The organism is Arcticibacter sp. MXS-1 (assembly GCF_041902385.1).
GTDB lineage: Bacteria > Bacteroidota > Bacteroidia > Sphingobacteriales > Sphingobacteriaceae > Arcticibacter.
The window spans coordinates 116819-132818 of the sequence record NZ_CP169244.1; the positions used below are offsets into that span (position 1 = coordinate 116819).

The following is a 16000-nucleotide window of genomic DNA, read 5'->3' on the forward strand; positions in this document are numbered from 1 at the left end:
ATAATCCGGCCCTCCTGCAATTTGTTCTAAACATGCAACGATTTGTTGCAATCTGTTCACTTTTAATCGGGATCTGATTACCTTTACCGAACAATACAACAATCATATGATACACATACGTCGCTCCATCTTAGCTTTTCTTACCCTATCCATTTTAGCCTGCGGACAGAAGAACGGCTATAAAGAGCTTCGCGCTGATGTGATGAAACTCCACGACGAGGTAATGGCCAAAAATGATCTGGTGGTACATCAGCAGATGAAACTCGACTCGCTATTAAAGGGGCTTGATAGTTTGAAGCAGGCACATCCTGGTCTTGACACTGTGAAAAGCCGGCAGGACTTGCAAGACCTTAAAAAGGGACTGGAAGATGCCGAAGAGGAGATGAATCAGTGGATGCAACGATTTGAACCCGATGCAGAAGGTAAGAGTAATGATGCCGCTGTCGCCTACTTCGAAGGTGAAAAACGCAAGTTAAACCACATAGACAGCCTTTACAATGTAAACACGAAGGCAACGGAGAGCTATCTGAAAGATCTGGGTACCAAAAAATAAGCCTCCCCGAATTGTAAAATATTTAACGCAAAGGCGTCTTTTATTGCCAAAAAGCTATCTTTCGGCGGGGTTTAGAAATATCGCTATGGCTTTTACATCAGACGAATTCAGGAGGGACCTGGATAGTATCGAAACGCAGCATCAGGAGTGGTTCTCTAAATATCCTCCCATCAGAGGGCATGAAGTGAACTCCATTCACGATCATTACTATGTTTACATGAGCGGATCAGGCTATCAGCTTAGATTCCATGCTGATTCTAATCTTCCTGTGGAAGTGAGAAATCAGATCAAAGAAGTTTTCACAGCGGTGACTGACCGGATTGAATAAATGGCCAGTAGTTACGGACCACAGGGTCTTGCCTGATTTTTTGCAGCTTTCGGCATGAGATAACCACAACACCCGGCCGCTACAGAGGACAACAAATAAAAGAAAAAGCCGCTTCAGAGTATCTGAGCGGCTTTTCTGTACACCCATCAGGATTCGAACCTGAGACCTGCGGTTTAGAAAACCGATGCTCTATCCAGCTGAGCTATGGGTGCCTTTAACGGCTGCAAATATAGAAAAACTTTCTATATCAAGGAAGCTAATTTTTAACAAAACAATATCTGCCGGACCGTAAAGGTCCGGCAGAAGGATGGCTATTTACTTAGCTCCGCAAAGTACTTGTGAAACAAAGGAATCGTTTCAATTCCCTTGTAGTAATTTGCTATGTCAAACTTCTCATTAGGAGAATGTAGATTATCACTGTCGAGACCAAATCCCATTAAAACGGTCTTAACCCCAAGTTCCTTTTCAAACAAGGCAACAATGGGTATACTACCGCCCCCCTTGTTGGGATTGGCTTTTTTCCGAAAGACTGCTCTATAGCCTTCTCTGCGGCTTTGAATGCAATGCTGTCTGTTGGGGTAACCACTGGTTCTCCCCCATGATGAGGCGTTACTTTAACTTTTACATATTTAGGTGCAATACTTTCAAAATGTGCTTTGAAAAGCTCCGTTATCTTGTCTGACTGCTGATTCGGCACTAACCGCATGGATATCTTTGCGCTCGCCCTGGATGGTAATACCGTCTTTGCTCCTTCTCCTATATACCCTCCCCATATTCCGTTCACTTCTAATGTCGGGCGGATTCCAGTCCGCTCTATGGTGGTATATCCCTGTTCGCCCCAAAGTTCGTTTACCTCCAGGTCTTTCATATACTCCTCTTCGCTATACGGCGCCTGGTTCAACAATTGCCGCTCTGATTCTGACAAGCTTTGCACATCGTCATAAAATCCGGGAATTGCAATATGGTTGTTCTCATCGTGCAGAGATGCTATCATTTTACAAAGAATGGTAGCCGGATTGGCTACAGCACCGCCATACACTCCTGAGTGAAGATCACGGTTCGGACCTGTTACTTCGACTTCTACATACGACAACCCGCGCAAGCCTGTTTCCAGTGACGGGTTTTCAAGGCTGATCATTGCCGTGTCAGAAATAAGCACGACGTCAGCCTTTAACCGCTCTTTATTTTCATGTACGAAGATTCCGAGGTTCCGGGATCCCACTTCTTCTTCCCCTTCTATCATAAACTTGATGTTACAAGGAAGTGTATTTGTTCTTTGCATCAGCTCAAAAGCCTTGACGTGCATATAGAACTGTCCTTTATCGTCGCATGCTCCCCTTGCGAATATTTTTCCGTCTCTAACGGTTGGCTCGAACGGAGAGCTTTGCCACAGTTCCAGCGGATCTGCTGGCTGAACGTCGTAATGACCGTAAACAAGAACGGTCGGCTTAGACGGATCAATAATTTTTTCCCCGAATACGATCGGATAGCCAGCGGTCTGGCACACCTCAACGTTTTCGGCACCTGCCTCTTTTAGCTTTTCAGCCACAAAACCGGCAGTTTTCAGTACATGTTCTTTAAACCCAGGGTCTGCACTTACAGAGGGAAAACGCAGCAATTCGAACAACTCGTCTAAAAAGCGTTGCCTGTTTTCCTCCACATATTTTTTTATCTCTTGCATATGCTAAAGTTTTGAACAAATATACTGGATTAGTTAAAAGAGACGCGACTAGCGGAGAATTAATCCCAGCCGCCCATGTTTTTCTTGTCTCCTAACATTACGCTCTTCTCCATCTTTACTGAAGGCTTCACTTCTTCTTCTTTCTTGCAGGATGCTAGTCCTAAGCCTAATACTACTGCTACTAATACTACTTTTTTCATCTCTTTATCATTTTAAGGTTATTGTTTGCTATCTCATATTCCGTTAATCCCAGCCGCCCATGTTTTTCTTGTCTCCTAACATTACGCTCTTCTCCATCTTTACTGAAGGCTTCACTTCTTCTTCTTTCTTGCAGGATGCTAGTCCTAAGCCTAATACTACTGCTACTAATACTACTTTTTTCATCTCTTTATCATTTTAAGGTTATTGTTTGCTATCTCATATTCCGTTAATCCCAGCCGCCCATGTTTTTCTTGTCTCCTAACATTACGCTCTTCTCCATCTTTACTGAAGGCTTCACTTCTTCTTCTTTCTTGCAGGATGCTAGTCCTAAGCCTAATACTACTGCTACTAATACTACTTTTTTCATCTCTTTATCATTTTAAGGTTATTGTTTGCTATCTCATATTCCGTTAATCCCAGCCGCCCATGTTTTTCTTGTCTCCTAACATTACGCTCTTCTCCATCTTTACTGAAGGCTTCACTTCTTCTTCTTTCTTGCAGGATGCTAGTCCTAAGCCTAATACTACTGCTACTAATACTACTTTTTTCATCTCTTTATCATTTTAAGGTTATTGTTTACTATCTCATGTTCCGTTAATCCCAGCCGCCCATGTTTTTCTTGTCTCCTAACATTACGCTCTTCTCCATCTTTACTGAAGGCTTCACTTCTTCTTCTTTCTTGCAGGATGCTAGTCCTAAGCCTAATACTACTGCTACTAATACTACTTTTTCATCTCTTTATCATTTTAAGGTTATTGTTTACTATCTCATGTTCCGTTAATCCCAGCCGCCCATGTTTTTCTTGTCTCCTAACATTACGCTCTTCTCCATCTTTACTGAAGGCTTCACTTCTTCTTCTTTCTTGCAGGATGCTAGTCCTAAGCCTAATACTACTGCTACTAATACTACTTTTTTCATCTCTTTATCATTTTAAGGTTATTGTTTACTATCTCATGTTCCGTTAATCCCAGCCGCCCATGTTTTTCTTGTCTCCTAACATTACGCTCTTCTCCATCTTTACTGAAGGCTTCACTTCTTCTTCTTTCTTGCAGGATGCTAGTCCTAAGCCTAATACTACTGCTACTAATACTACTTTTTTCATCTCTTTATCATTTTGGGGTTTTAGACATACTATTTCGAAAGATTAGGTTTTGTTCACAATTACACATTTAGTAGCATCGCTTCTGTCACTAGTTAAGGTCTCGCTCTTTTTATTGATCAAAATACACACCAAGATACAGTGACAGGGGCTTTAACAACACCCGTGTACCTACACTCCTATTAAGGAACAAACATAAGACAGCGTTATAAAAAAAATACATATATTTCACTCGTTATTGCGATGAGAAAGCTGTTTCTTTTTTTAATAGTCTGTCTTAAGTTTTTCAACACATCTTTTGCACAGCAACGCTACGTTGAAGATGTTGCAGAAGTGGACAAACTTAATAGTCTGGCCTATGATTCAAGGCTAACCGATCCTGACCTAACAATCGATTATGGAAAAAGAGCGTTTAAATTATCTGCAAAAATAAATTATAAGAACGGAATTGGGGAATCATTTAGAGTGGTAGGAATAGGGAATTATTACTTAGGTAGGAATGATACGGCCCTCGCCAAGTACTTAATGTCGTTGACAATATTTAAGGAAACTAATAATCTGCGAGGGCAAGCAAAAGTATACAACAACATCGGCAACCTTTACAGAGAGATTGATCATGATAAGGGGCTACAATTCTTTAAAGAGTCTTTAAATCTAGCTTCTAAACTCAACATCAAGGATTTAATAGCAGGATGTCACCTTAATATAGGAATAATTTACTTTCGAAAGAATCAGTTCAAGGTGGCTTTAGAAAATTTTGAGACAAGCCATGAACTGTTTGAGCGACTTCAGAACCCTATTGGAATAACTCAATCGCTACAAAACCAAGGAGTAATATACTACACATTAAAACAGCTAAACAAAGCAGAAAACCTCCTGATAGCAGCGAACAAGAAAGCAAAAGAAAATGATCTTAATAACACCATCGCCAGTATTAATCTAACGCTTGCTTCGGTATATATAGAACAAAAGGAATTTCAAAAAGCAGAACAAATTAGAGACGAAGGACTGGCGTACGCTAAGCTTGTAAAGGATAAAAAGCTAGAGCAGGATTACATATATACGTCGTATGAGCTGGAGAGTAGCAAAAATAATTACAGACAAGCTCTTTTCTATCTGAGGGAGGTTTATAAAGCTGATAGCATGAGCTTTAGAGATCAAGTATCTGCCAAAATCGGCCTTCTCCAGGAACAATACAATTACCGCGAAAAAGAGCGCGAAAATCAGCTCATCATAGAGCGGCAGCGCACAAGTCGTATCCTTTATTGGGCGACAACTATTGTTCTTCTCCTTTCCATCGTGGTGATCATTCTCCTGATTATGAATGTGAGAAAGAAAAATAACACCAACAAACGCCTTAGAGAGCTCAATGACGAAATCACTTTACAGAAGGAAAATCTGGACCGCATCAACCATAACCTCGAAGAAATTATTACCGAAAGAACGAAAGACCTTAAAATCAAGAACAAAAAGCTTTCGGCCTATTCATCTCACCTTTCCCATCAGATACGTAGTCCTATTGCAACGATGAAAGGACTTATGCTTCTGGAGCAGGAACACCTTATCGAAGACGAGGAATTTGTCAAGGAAATGGCGAAGTGCGTCAATGAAATTGATGACAAAATTCTGAACATTAATAGGACGCTCCACGATCCCAACGACCATGCATTTTAGATGTTTTAAATAAGAACCGAAATCTCCTCCCCTTTCCTTAATTTTGTTCCTTTAAAAAGGATCAGTTTTGGAATATCTACAAGGACTAAATTCTTCGCAAAGAGCGGCAGTATTACAAATTGAAGGACCGGTCATGATCGTGGCCGGTGCTGGATCAGGAAAAACAAGGGTAATTACCTATCGCGTAGCTCACTTGATCAAATCGGGAGTCGATCCTTTCAATATTCTGGTACTTACCTTCACCAATAAAGCGGCAAAGGAAATGCGGGAAAGGATCATGAAAGTGGTTGGTACTGAGGCCAAGAACATCTGGATGGGCACATTTCACTCAGTATTCGCCAAGATCCTTCGCGTTGAAGCTCAGAAGATTGGTTATCCGAACAACTTCACGATCTACGATACCGACGACAGCAAGAGCCTGATTAAGGCAATCCTGAAGGAACAACAGCTGGACGACAAGCTATACAATCCGAACTTTGTATATAACCGCATCTCGTCAGCCAAGAACAACCTCATCTCGGCCGCTGAGTATCAGAAGAATGAACACATTCAGGCTGAGGACTTTTCGAGCGGACGTGGAAAGCTGGGCGAAATATATCAGCAATACACACAGCGATGCTTTAAGGCCGGAGCAATGGACTTTGACGACTTGCTCTTCAAGACAAACGTGCTTTTAAAAGAGCATCCCGACGTGCTTTATAAGTATCAGAACAAGTTCAAGTATCTGATGGTAGATGAGTATCAGGATACGAACTTCTCCCAGTATCTGATCGTTAAAAAGCTGGCTGCAATCAACGAAAACATCTGCGTGGTAGGGGATGATGCACAGAGTATTTACGCTTTCCGTGGCGCAAACATTCAGAACATCTTAAATTTTGAGAAGGACTATCCCGATCTTAAGGTCTTTAAACTGGAGCAGAATTACAGATCTACTCAAAATATCGTCAATGTTGCCAATAGCATTATCGCCAACAATACCAACCAGCTGAAAAAGAACGTCTTCTCAGAGAATGAGCCTGGCGATAAGATCAGAGTAAGCAGGGCCTTCAGCGACAATGAAGAGGGTAAAATGATCGCGGAAAGCATCGCCCAGGAAAGGGCCGTCAAGGGACTGAAGTATCACGACTTTGCCATCCTGTACAGAACGAACGCCCAGTCGAGGGCAATGGAAGAAGCACTTCGCAAACTGAATATTCCATACAAAATATACGGAGGCCTCTCATTCTACCAGCGAAAAGAAATAAAAGATTTAATTGCGTACTTCAGACTAACGTTCAATCCCAACGATGAGGAGGCTTTAAAAAGAGTAATCAACTACCCAAGGCGAGGAATTGGAGATACGTCAGTAGAACGTATTATTATCTCTGCCGACAAGCATAACGCGACGCTGTGGGAAGTGATATCTGAAGCTCCGAGATATCTCGAGCCGAGAACGGCCACGCCTGTGGCCAACTTCGCCACACTGATACAGAGCTTCCAGGTGGTAGCGAAAACACAATCAGCATACGACGCCGCGCTTCACATTGCTCAGCACTCCGGACTGCTTAAAGACCTTTACGAAGACAAGTCGGTTGAAGGGCTTAGCCGATACGAAAACATCCAGGAGCTTCTGAACGGGATCAAGGAGTTCGCAGAACGCGAAGACATTTCTGAAAGAGGGCTTGACGTGTTTATGCAGGATGTGGCGCTGCTTACCAACGATGATAACGATAAGAATCCGGATGCCGATACGGTATCTCTCATGACGATCCACTCGGCAAAGGGACTGGAATTCCCCCACGTATTCGTGGTTGGTCTGGAAGAAAACCTGTTTCCTTCACAGATGTCATTAAATTCGCGATCAGACCTGGAAGAGGAACGACGTCTTTTTTATGTTGCTATTACCCGAGCTGAGAAAAAGCTTACTCTTTCTTATGCTACGTCCAGATACCGTTGGGGTAATCTCACCAGTTGCGAGCCCAGCCGCTTTCTTGACGAGATTGACGCTAAATATCTGGAGCTTGAATTCCGCCCGCAGGCTAAGCCTGCAGAAAAAAATCCATTCTTTGATAACGAAAGAACGGCCTGGACCAGGAAGACTGACGCTGATGCCTTTTCAAAGCCGAAGCCAGCGAGCGCGCAAAAAACGACGGCAATCCTGCCGAAGGCACATGTTCCTAGTCCCGGCTTTGCTCCCTCTGACACGTCTAATCTCCAGGTAGGCATGGAAGTAGAGCACGAAAGATTCGGTTTTGGTAAGGTAATTAATCTTGAAGGCTCAAAACCCGATATTAAGGCCACTATTTTCTTTAAAGAATTGGGACAGAAGCAACTTTTGCTTAAATTTGCAAAACTTCGTATTGTAACTTAAACTTCCTGATGCAAAAAGCATTTATATAGGAAGCGCTCCCCGAAAACAGAAAATAAATGACATTTGACTATAACACTACAAGGAGAAAACTGATCCTTGCTGAATACGGCAGAAATGTACAGAACATGGTCGCCTACATCTGCGACTTGCCGACGAAGGAAGAAAGGAACAGACATGCACAGGTCGTGATTGACCTCATGGGCTTCCTGAATCCGCACCTTAGAGACGTTGCTGATTTCAAGCACAAGCTTTGGGATCACCTTCACATCATATCCGATTTTAAAATAGACGTTGACTCGCCCTATCCGAAGCCATCCCCGGATGCTATTCACCTGAGGCCGGAGCCCCTGGGATACCCACAGCGCCGCATCAGGTACAAACATTACGGCAAGACGATCGAGATTATGATCGAGCGCGCAAAAGCCATCGATGAACCAGAAAGGCGCCAGCAAATGGTAGAGTCGATCGCCAACTTTATGAAAATGGCCTATGTCACCTGGAACAAGGACTCAGTGGCTGATGAAACGATCATCAGCGACCTCAGAGAGCTTTCACATGGCGAACTGAACCTTGAAGACAACGTGAACCTGACCAAGGTAGAGGTAAGACCTAACGCGCCCGGCGTGCGCCAGAAGAACGTGACTCAGAAGACAAATAACCAGAACGGAAAGAACAACAGGCAGAACAAGATTAACAGGCCCAAAAACAACGGTAAAAGATATTAATAAGAACAAAAAGGCTGGCGGGGCATAATTCACTGTTATGTTCTTACAGCCTTTTTTCTTTGATATGATTTAACATGAATGCATTCGAAATTAACGGAGGGAAACCTCTCAAGGGCGAAATTATTCCCCAGGGAGCCAAAAACGAAGCCCTTCAGGTGATCTCTGCTGTCCTTTTAACAGAAGAAAAGGTAACGATCAGCAATGTACCCGACATAAAAGACGTCAATAAGCTTATAGAACTTCTCGGGGATCTGGGCGTCACGATCGAGCATCTGAATAAAGACACCTACTCGTTCCAGGCCAAAAACATCAATCTTGATTTCTTCACATCTGAGCAATTTAAGTCAAAAGGCGGAAGCCTGCGTGGATCTATCATGATAGTGGGACCGCTTCTTGCCCGATTTGGCAAGGCCGCAATCCCGAAGCCGGGTGGTGATAAAATTGGAAGACGCAGGCTCGACACGCATTTTCTCGGCTTTGAAAAGCTCGGCGCCAAGTTTATCTTCAACCCGGAAACTAACTTCTTTAACGTTGATGCGAGCGAGCTAAGGGGCACTTATATCCTCCTTGATGAGGCATCGGTTACGGGCACAGCCAACGTCATTATGGCCGCAGTGCTTGCAACTGGCACCACTACCATCTATAACGCTGCCTGTGAGCCCTACATTCAGCAGCTTTGCAAAATGCTTAACAGAATGGGCGCCAGGATCTCCGGCATTGGCTCTAACCTTCTTAGTATTGAAGGAGTCAAAACACTTGGAGGCACTGATCACCGTTTGCTTCCCGACATGATTGAGATCGGATCGTTCATAGGGCTGGCAGCTATGACAGGCTCTGAAATAACGATCAAGGACGTTCAATATAAGGAGCTGGGTATCATCCCCGAAGTCTTCAAACGCCTGGGCATCAAACTAGAACTCCGCGGCGACGACATTTTTATCCCCGCCCAGGAACACTATCAGATCGAAACGTTTATCGATGGGTCCATCCTTACCGTTGCAGATGCTCCCTGGCCCGGATTTACTCCTGACTTGCTTAGCATCATCCTGGTGGTAGCCACTCAGGCCCGCGGAAATGTGATGATTCATCAGAAGATGTTTGAAAGTCGCCTTTTCTTTGTAGACAAGCTGATTGATATGGGAGCCCAGATCATTCTTTGCGATCCGCATCGCGCCACTGTAATTGGCCTCGATAAGCAGGTACAACTAAGAGGGATAGAAATGACATCCCCTGACATCAGGGCTGGCGTCTCGTTATTGATAGCGGCTCTTTCTGCCAACGGCAAGTCCGTCATTCACAACATCGAACAAATAGAACGGGGGTATCAGGATATTGACATCCGTCTCCGTGCCCTCGGAGCAGACATAAAGCGAATTAATGCGCTGCCCAAGTCGCACTAAATAAAACATTCGCGCGCTAAAGCTCTCAAATGGGGATCAAAGCTGCTTGAATGTTCTTTGTTGCCTTCAAAGAACAAATATCACAAAAAAAGAGGCTGTCTTATTAGTCAATAAGTTCAGCCTCTTTTTTCTTTACTTCGGCGACCCTTTTCGAATCACGACCTCCCTCTTTACCATCCGGGAAGTAAATACTTCAAATAACATTGAGTCCTGTCCACAGCAAACTACGTCTGTGCAACAGATCGGCGTTCGCTATACCGACATTGCATTAATAATGTCGAACTGAGTTATAATCTCAAGCCTTCCATACTCGTCTTCCACCAGCACGGCCGTATTCTCCTTATTAATCATCGATGAGATCTTGTCAATGGAGGTCTCAAGATCGACAAAAGGAAATGATTTCGTCATAATTGCTTCCACCTTCGCTGATTTCATCCCCGGATTTTCCAGAAGCGAGCTTAAAATATCACTTTCTGTTATCTTTCCAGCCACTTTGCCATGCTGAGTAACAGGAATTTGCGAGATATTGAGCATCTTAAGGGTATTAATAGCCTCAAGCACAGTCTTGTCTGAGTCGATTGTTATAATCTCCTGCGGCTCTCTTCTTGAAAGAATTGACCGGGCCGTAAGCTTTTCATCCTTTAAGAAACCTCTTTCGCGCAGCCAGTCCTCATTGTACATTTTAGCAAGGTAACGGGTACCATGGTCATGGACGATAACGACGACAAGGTCGTCTTCCTTCAGCTGATCCTTGAGCTGAAGCAAACCGGCTATTGAGGCGCCGGTAGAATTCCCGGCAAAGATCCCTTCTCTCCTTGCAATTTCCCGGGTCATCAGCGCCGCATCTTTGTCAGTCACCTTCTCAAAATGGTCGATCACCGAGAAGTCAACGTTTTGAGGTAGAAAATCCTCTCCTATCCCCTCTGTGATGTACGGGTAAATTTCATCCTTATCAAAAACCCCGGTCTCCTTGTATTTTTTGAATACAGAACCATAGGTATCGATACCCCATATCTTGATATTCGGATTTTTCTCCTTTAAATACCTGCCGGCTCCCGAAATCGTCCCTCCGGTACCAACCCCAACCACGAGGTGTGTAATCTTGCCTTCCGTCTGCTCCCAGATTTCCGGGCCGGTTTGCTCATAATTTGCTTTGGAGTTGGAAAGATTGTCATACTGGTTGGCTTTCCAGGAGTTGGGAACCTCCCGCTGAAGCCTCGAAGATACCGAGTAGTAAGAACGCGGGTCCTCAGGTTCAACATTGGTAGGGCAAACGATCACCTCTGCCCCAAAGGCTCTTAAAGCATCAATTTTCTCCTTCGACTGCTTATCGGTTGTGGTAAAGATACACTTGTAGCCCTTGATCACGGCCGCAATAGCCAGCCCCATCCCCGTATTGCCCGAGGTCCCTTCTATAATTGTTCCTCCTGGCTTTAAATGACCGGCTCTTTCTGCATCTTCAATCATCTGCAATGCCATCCGGTCCTTTATAGAGTTCCCGGGATTGACAGTTTCAATCTTTGCCAGTACAGTGGCCTTTACTTCTCTTGTTATTCTATTAAGCTTTACAAGAGGCGTATTGCCAATCGTTTCCAGAATGTTGTTATACCACATATTAACAAAAATAGAAATTAAAACGAGCAATCCTACGGGCAGTAGTCCCCTAGAACTTAAGGTGCTTCACAGTCAGGCCGTTATTGATCAGCTGTTCGAGCGAGTCAATTCCTACCCGGAGATGCGTTTCCACGTATTTCTCAGTAACACGGGAGTCACTTTCTGCCGTCTTTACTCCTTCCGGAATCATAGGCTGATCCGATACGAGCAGCAATGCACCTGTCGGAATTTTATTTGCAAAACCTGCGGTAAAAATAGTAGCTGTTTCCATGTCTACAGCCATTGCACGCAGCGACTTCAGATATCTTTTAAACTCTTTATCATGCTCCCAAACACGCCGGTTAGTAGTATAGACGGTGCCGGTCCAATAGTCGCGCGAATGATCTCTGATTGTTGTTGAGATCGCTTTCTGCAGGGCAAAGGCCGGTAATGCCGGAACCTCGGCAGGCAGGTAGTCGTTTGACGTACCTTCGCCGCGGATAGCAGCAATTGGAAGGATCAGGTCCCCGATGCTGTTTTTCTTTTTAAGGCCGCCACACTTTCCCAGGAAGAGCACCGCCTTGGGATGTATAGCACTGAGCAGGTCCATAGTAGTTGCAGCAAGGGGACTTCCCATACCGAAGTTAATGATCGTGATACCGGCTGCCGACACACTCTGCATGGGCTTATCAAGACCCATGATGGGGGCATTGTTGTGCCATTCGGAGAAGAGCTGCAGATACTTGGAGAAGTTAGTCAGCAATATAAAATCCGTAAACTGATCCAAAGGCCTGCCCGTGTAGCGGGGAAGCCAGTTCGTCACAATTTCCTCTTTGGTTTTTAGTCCTTTCTTCACAGGTGATTCCACTTCCTTCACCTTTTGTGCATTCTCAACAATTCCTGTATCTTTCTTTACTTCTTTTTCTTCATTCATAATGTTTGTTTTTTGGGGATACAAAAAACCCCGAATTTCTTCGGGGCTTCTTTTATGCAACTTTCAGTTTCTTTATGTCCGACTTGGCGAACTTATCAACCGCATAATCGAGCGTAATATACAGCTCCTTCCCATGCTGCTTGTCCGACGGAATATCAAACATCGCATCTATCATGATCGCTTCGCAGATCGACCTAAGTCCCCGGGCTCCCAGCTTGAACTCCATTGCCTTGTCGACGATAAACTCCAGAACTTCCTTCTCATACTCAAGCTTGATTCCTTCATAGTCAAACAGCTTCTTATACTGTCTGATCAGTGAGTTCTTCGGCTCGGTCAAGATGTTCAGCAGCGCCTCGCGGTCAAGCGGATTAAGATGAGTAATAACCGGCAGACGGCCGATCAGCTCAGGGATTAAACCAAATGACCGAAGGTCCTGAGGAGTAATATACTTGTAAAGGTTCTTGAGGTCGATGTCCACATCTTCCTTTTTCACCTTATACCCTACAGTCTGAGTCCTCAGCCGGTTTGCAATCTTCTTTTCGATGCCATCAAACGCCCCCCCGCAGATAAAGAGAATGTTGTTTGTATTCACGGCAATCATCTTCTGGTCAGGATGCTTACGTCCTCCCTGCGGAGGTACATTTACAATTGTTCCTTCCAGGATCTTAAGAAGTGCCTGCTGAACCCCTCACCTGAAACATCTCTGGTTATCGAAGGATTATCACTTTTTCTGGCAATCTTGTCCACTTCATCGATGTAGACTATTCCCCGCTCTGCAGCAGCAACGTCATAATCCGCTGCCTGAAGCAAACGCGTCAGGATGCTTTCTACGTCCTCACCCACATACCCTGCCTCTGTTAAAACAGTAGCATCACAGATACAGAAGGGAACGTGAAGTATCTTTGCTACAGTTTTAGCAAGCAAAGTCTTACCAGTACCCGTTTCACCTACCATGATGATGTTCGATTTTTCAATCTCAACCTCATCCTTCTCCACTTTCTGATTGAGCCTCTTGTAGTGATTATAAACCGCAACAGAAAGAACCTTCTTGGCATCATCCTGACCGATCACATACTGATCGAGATGGTTTTTAATTTCAAGAGGCTTCATTAATGTGAGAGCAGACTGGGTAGTCTTGTTCTTCCGGGTAGATAGTTCTTCTGCCAATATCTGGTTCGCCTGGGCGACACATCTATCGCAGATATGAGCATCGAGTCCGGCAATAAGCATTAACGTATCCTGCTTGCCTGCTCCACAAAAAGAGCACTTAATATCTTTTGAACTTTTACTCATTGTTTCCCTTGTTTTCGCCAAGGACTTCGTCAATCATTCCGAATTCTTTAGCTTCACTTGCAATCATCCAATAATCCCTGTCTGAAGCGTCGTGAACCTTCTGATATTCCTGGCCAGTATGGCTCGAAATAATCTCATAAAGCTCACGCTTCAACTTCAATATCTCACGCGCTGTGATTTCAATGTCAGAAGCCTGTCCCTGTACTCCACCCAAAGGCTGGTGGATCATCACTCTTGAATGAGATAAAGCCGCCCGCTTTCCAGCAGCTCCTGCACATAAGAGCACTGCGGCCATTGAGGCTGCCATCCCCGTACATATTGTAGCTACGTCAGGTGTGATGTACTGCATGGTATCGTAAATTCCCAGTCCCGCGTAAACAGAACCTCCGGGAGAATTTACATAGATCTGAATATCACGTTTTGCGTCAGTAGACTGGAGGAACAACAGCTGAGCCTGAATGATGTTCGCATTTGAATCGTAAATAGCGTCTCCAAGGAAAATGATGCGGTCCATCATCAATCTTGAGAAAACATCCATCTGAGCCACGTTGAGCTGGCGCTCTTCGATGATATAGGGAGTCATTGACATGGGAAGAGCATTCTTCTCAACCCGCGCAATGAAGCTGTCTACATGCTGACTGCCAATGCGGTGATGTTTTACTGCGTATTTACGAAACTCGTTTTTGTCAATATTCATTAGATTAAAAGTTATATGGTTACTAAGTTAAATCAAATCAAGTACAAGCCAGTAAGAATTGTGTAAAAGAATACTGGCTTAAGTACCTACTTATAACCAATATCTTTTAATTCAGTTCAAGAAACTTGTTATATTCTATTTCCTTCTTATCTAAGGTAATCACTGTTTTAAGGAAGTCGAGAACCTTCAACGTTTTTACCTCTTCAAATATTTTATTTGCGTTTTCTTTGTTTTGTAAAAACTGCACAGCGTACTGAGCAAGCTGATCTTCAGGAAGCGGCTGAGGGCTGTACATTTTGAACTGAGCGTCAAGCCTTTGCTTCGCAGTCTCAAAAACATCTTCGTATTTGATTTCGAGACTATTTTCCTTCATGATCTTGTTCTCAATAAGAGTCCACTTCAGATTCCTGGCAAAATCAGCGTATCCCTTGTCCAGCTCTTCCTCTGTCAGATTCTGATTCGTCGCCTTTAACCAACGCTTCAAAAATTCGTCAGGCAGTTCAAGATTATACTTTTGCAGGCCAAAGCTTACCATGTCGTTATGGAGCTTCTGATCAGCATTCTGAACCATCATTGCTTCCAGTTCACCCTTCACCTTTTCACGGAACTCCTCTTCGGTCTTCACCACCTCTGGTCCGAAAAGCTTGTCAAAAAACTCCTGATTTAAATCCGCCTCTTCAAGGCGATTTACGTTTTTCACGGTCAGCCTGAAGGATGATTTCAGGTCTTTAGCATCGTCTTCGCTGATACCCAAAACACGGGAGATCTGAAAAGCGTCGCCTTCAAAAGCTTTCTGCAGGTCAACCACCACTTCATCATCTTTTTTCAACCCGATCAGTGACTTCTTCACTTCCTCATCTTTTACCAGATCAAGACGAACAGATGCGGTATTGCTGATACCACCATCAAAAACAGAACCATCAGGTGCAAGCTGCGTCAATTCGGAATAAAGGACATCATCATCTGACGAAACTTCCGGATTTGTCATTTTGCCATAGCTTTTTCTCAGGTTCTTAATCCTTGACTCTAAGGTCTCGGTGTCAATCTTGATATCATAGTATGGTAAAGTATCAGCAGAAGAAAAGTCGAGTGTAAACTCAGGCGCTAACCCCAGTTCGTACTCAAACTCAAACTCGTCGTTATAATCCCAGTTAAACTCCTTGCTTTCATCCACTTTAGGCAGCGGCTGTCCAAGGACGTCGAGATTATTATCAGTTATATAACTATTAAGAGAATCATTCAGAAGGTTATTAATCTCATCAACAAGGATGCTTTTACCATACATCTTCTTGATATGTGATGCAGGTACCATTCCCGGTCTAAAACCTGGAAGTTTAGCTTTCTTTGCCTGGTTCTTAATCGCCTTCTCAACCCTTTCGCGGTAGTCTTCCGGATTAATGCTTACTTTAACTACTGAGTTTAGGTTATCAATTTTCTCTTGTGTGATATTCATTTTACGACTATTAGTTCAT

At 43.9% G+C, this 16000-nt stretch carries 16 protein-coding genes, 1 tRNA gene and 2 pseudogenes; 6 read left to right on the plus strand and 13 right to left on the minus strand.

What is annotated here, in order from left to right:
- Nucleotides 1-106: 106 nt before the first annotated feature.
- On the plus strand, nucleotides 107-553 hold the full coding sequence (locus ACES2C_RS00405; RefSeq protein WP_374165069.1) for a hypothetical protein: 447 nt from the start codon (nucleotides 107-109) through the stop codon (nucleotides 551-553).
- A gap of 85 nt (nucleotides 554-638) precedes the next feature.
- Nucleotides 639-881 carry a hypothetical protein gene (locus ACES2C_RS00410; protein WP_374165070.1) on the plus strand — a complete coding sequence of 81 codons (243 nt, stop codon included), beginning with the start codon at nucleotides 639-641 and terminating at the stop codon, nucleotides 879-881.
- A 138-nt stretch (nucleotides 882-1019) separates the two neighbouring features.
- Here ACES2C_RS00410 and ACES2C_RS00415 read toward each other — a convergent pair.
- The 8 genes and pseudogenes from ACES2C_RS00415 to ACES2C_RS00450 all read right to left on the minus strand — a co-directional run bounded on the left by ACES2C_RS00415 (nucleotide 1020) and on the right by ACES2C_RS00450 (nucleotide 3865).
- Nucleotides 1020-1093, minus strand: a tRNA-Arg gene (locus ACES2C_RS00415).
- Between the two features lie 99 nt (nucleotides 1094-1192).
- A pseudogene (locus ACES2C_RS00420) lies at nucleotides 1193-2562 on the minus strand (dipeptidase).
- A 59-nt stretch (nucleotides 2563-2621) separates the two neighbouring features.
- A complete protein-coding gene (locus ACES2C_RS00425) occupies nucleotides 2622-2762 on the minus strand; it encodes a hypothetical protein (protein ID WP_374165071.1) in 141 nt (46 codons plus the stop codon).
- Nucleotides 2763-2805: 43 nt separating this feature from the next.
- On the minus strand, nucleotides 2806-2946 hold the full coding sequence (locus ACES2C_RS00430) for a hypothetical protein (protein ID WP_374165071.1): 141 nt from the start codon (nucleotides 2944-2946) through the stop codon (nucleotides 2806-2808).
- Nucleotides 2947-2989: 43 nt separating this feature from the next.
- Nucleotides 2990-3130 carry a hypothetical protein gene (locus ACES2C_RS00435; RefSeq protein WP_374165071.1) on the minus strand — a complete coding sequence of 47 codons (141 nt, stop codon included), beginning with the start codon at nucleotides 3128-3130 and terminating at the stop codon, nucleotides 2990-2992.
- 43 nt (nucleotides 3131-3173) lie between these two features.
- Nucleotides 3174-3314 carry a hypothetical protein gene (locus tag ACES2C_RS00440; protein ID WP_374165071.1) on the minus strand — a complete coding sequence of 47 codons (141 nt, stop codon included), beginning with the start codon at nucleotides 3312-3314 and terminating at the stop codon, nucleotides 3174-3176.
- 226 nt (nucleotides 3315-3540) lie between these two features.
- A complete protein-coding gene (locus tag ACES2C_RS00445) occupies nucleotides 3541-3681 on the minus strand; it encodes a hypothetical protein (protein ID WP_374165071.1) in 141 nt (46 codons plus the stop codon).
- 43 nt (nucleotides 3682-3724) lie between these two features.
- Nucleotides 3725-3865, minus strand: a complete 141-nt coding sequence (locus ACES2C_RS00450) for a hypothetical protein (RefSeq protein ID WP_374165071.1) — start codon at nucleotides 3863-3865, stop codon at nucleotides 3725-3727.
- A 240-nt stretch (nucleotides 3866-4105) separates the two neighbouring features.
- Between ACES2C_RS00450 and ACES2C_RS00455 the strand changes: the two genes are divergently transcribed.
- From ACES2C_RS00455 to murA, 4 genes are all read left to right on the plus strand, one after another.
- Nucleotides 4106-5536: a hypothetical protein gene (locus ACES2C_RS00455; protein WP_374165072.1), complete on the plus strand. Its 1431-nt coding sequence runs from the start codon at nucleotides 4106-4108 to the stop codon at nucleotides 5534-5536.
- Nucleotides 5537-5603: 67 nt separating this feature from the next.
- Entirely contained in the window at nucleotides 5604-7886 is a 2283-nt protein-coding gene (locus tag ACES2C_RS00460) for an ATP-dependent helicase (RefSeq protein ID WP_374165073.1), read from the plus strand.
- Between the two features lie 56 nt (nucleotides 7887-7942).
- Nucleotides 7943-8611 carry a DUF4290 domain-containing protein gene (locus tag ACES2C_RS00465; protein ID WP_374165074.1) on the plus strand — a complete coding sequence of 223 codons (669 nt, stop codon included), beginning with the start codon at nucleotides 7943-7945 and terminating at the stop codon, nucleotides 8609-8611.
- Between the two features lie 74 nt (nucleotides 8612-8685).
- Nucleotides 8686-10011 (plus strand): UDP-N-acetylglucosamine 1-carboxyvinyltransferase, encoded by a 1326-nt coding sequence (murA, locus tag ACES2C_RS00470; protein ID WP_374165075.1) that lies wholly within the window; start codon nucleotides 8686-8688, stop codon nucleotides 10009-10011.
- Between the two features lie 252 nt (nucleotides 10012-10263).
- Here the strand turns inward: murA and ACES2C_RS00475 are convergent, their stop codons facing one another.
- The 5 genes and pseudogenes from ACES2C_RS00475 to tig form a co-directional block, all read right to left on the minus strand.
- Complete coding sequence (locus ACES2C_RS00475; protein ID WP_374167005.1) at nucleotides 10264-11625, minus strand: pyridoxal-phosphate dependent enzyme; 1362 nt, start codon at nucleotides 11623-11625, stop codon at nucleotides 10264-10266.
- A 49-nt stretch (nucleotides 11626-11674) separates the two neighbouring features.
- Nucleotides 11675-12538, minus strand: coding sequence for an AMP nucleosidase (locus ACES2C_RS00480; protein ID WP_374165076.1), 864 nt, complete (start codon nucleotides 12536-12538; stop codon nucleotides 11675-11677).
- Between the two features lie 52 nt (nucleotides 12539-12590).
- Nucleotides 12591-13831: pseudogene (clpX, locus tag ACES2C_RS00485) on the minus strand (ATP-dependent Clp protease ATP-binding subunit ClpX).
- On the minus strand, nucleotides 13824-14528 hold the full coding sequence (gene clpP, locus ACES2C_RS00490) for an ATP-dependent Clp endopeptidase proteolytic subunit ClpP (protein WP_374165077.1): 705 nt from the start codon (nucleotides 14526-14528) through the stop codon (nucleotides 13824-13826). The pseudogene clpX and the gene clpP overlap by 8 nt, the downstream one beginning before the upstream one ends.
- A 106-nt stretch (nucleotides 14529-14634) precedes the next feature.
- A complete protein-coding gene (gene tig / locus ACES2C_RS00495; protein WP_374165078.1) occupies nucleotides 14635-15981 on the minus strand; it encodes a trigger factor in 1347 nt (448 codons plus the stop codon).
- Between the last annotated feature and the right edge of the window lie 19 nt (nucleotides 15982-16000).

Bases quoted from the DNA above. Each gene is read 5' to 3' on its own strand.
- ACES2C_RS00405 (WP_374165069.1), top strand. From the start codon at position 107: ATGATACACATACGTCGCTCCATCTTAGCTTTTCTTACCCTATCCATT.
- ACES2C_RS00410 (WP_374165070.1), top strand. From the start codon at position 639: ATGGCTTTTACATCAGACGAATTCAGGAGGGACCTGGATAGTATCGAA.
- ACES2C_RS00425 (WP_374165071.1), bottom strand. From the start codon at position 2,762: ATGAAAAAAGTAGTATTAGTAGCAGTAGTATTAGGCTTAGGACTAGCA.
- ACES2C_RS00430 (WP_374165071.1), bottom strand. From the start codon at position 2,946: ATGAAAAAAGTAGTATTAGTAGCAGTAGTATTAGGCTTAGGACTAGCA.
- ACES2C_RS00435 (WP_374165071.1), bottom strand. From the start codon at position 3,130: ATGAAAAAAGTAGTATTAGTAGCAGTAGTATTAGGCTTAGGACTAGCA.
- ACES2C_RS00440 (WP_374165071.1), bottom strand. From the start codon at position 3,314: ATGAAAAAAGTAGTATTAGTAGCAGTAGTATTAGGCTTAGGACTAGCA.
- ACES2C_RS00445 (WP_374165071.1), bottom strand. From the start codon at position 3,681: ATGAAAAAAGTAGTATTAGTAGCAGTAGTATTAGGCTTAGGACTAGCA.
- ACES2C_RS00450 (WP_374165071.1), bottom strand. From the start codon at position 3,865: ATGAAAAAAGTAGTATTAGTAGCAGTAGTATTAGGCTTAGGACTAGCA.
- ACES2C_RS00455 (WP_374165072.1), top strand. From the start codon at position 4,106: ATGAGAAAGCTGTTTCTTTTTTTAATAGTCTGTCTTAAGTTTTTCAAC.
- ACES2C_RS00465 (WP_374165074.1), top strand. From the start codon at position 7,943: ATGACATTTGACTATAACACTACAAGGAGAAAACTGATCCTTGCTGAA.
- murA (WP_374165075.1), top strand. From the start codon at position 8,686: ATGAATGCATTCGAAATTAACGGAGGGAAACCTCTCAAGGGCGAAATT.
- ACES2C_RS00475 (WP_374167005.1), bottom strand. From the start codon at position 11,625: ATGTGGTATAACAACATTCTGGAAACGATTGGCAATACGCCTCTTGTA.
- ACES2C_RS00480 (WP_374165076.1), bottom strand. From the start codon at position 12,538: ATGAATGAAGAAAAAGAAGTAAAGAAAGATACAGGAATTGTTGAGAAT.
- clpP (WP_374165077.1), bottom strand. From the start codon at position 14,528: ATGAATATTGACAAAAACGAGTTTCGTAAATACGCAGTAAAACATCAC.
- tig (WP_374165078.1), bottom strand. From the start codon at position 15,981: ATGAATATCACACAAGAGAAAATTGATAACCTAAACTCAGTAGTTAAA.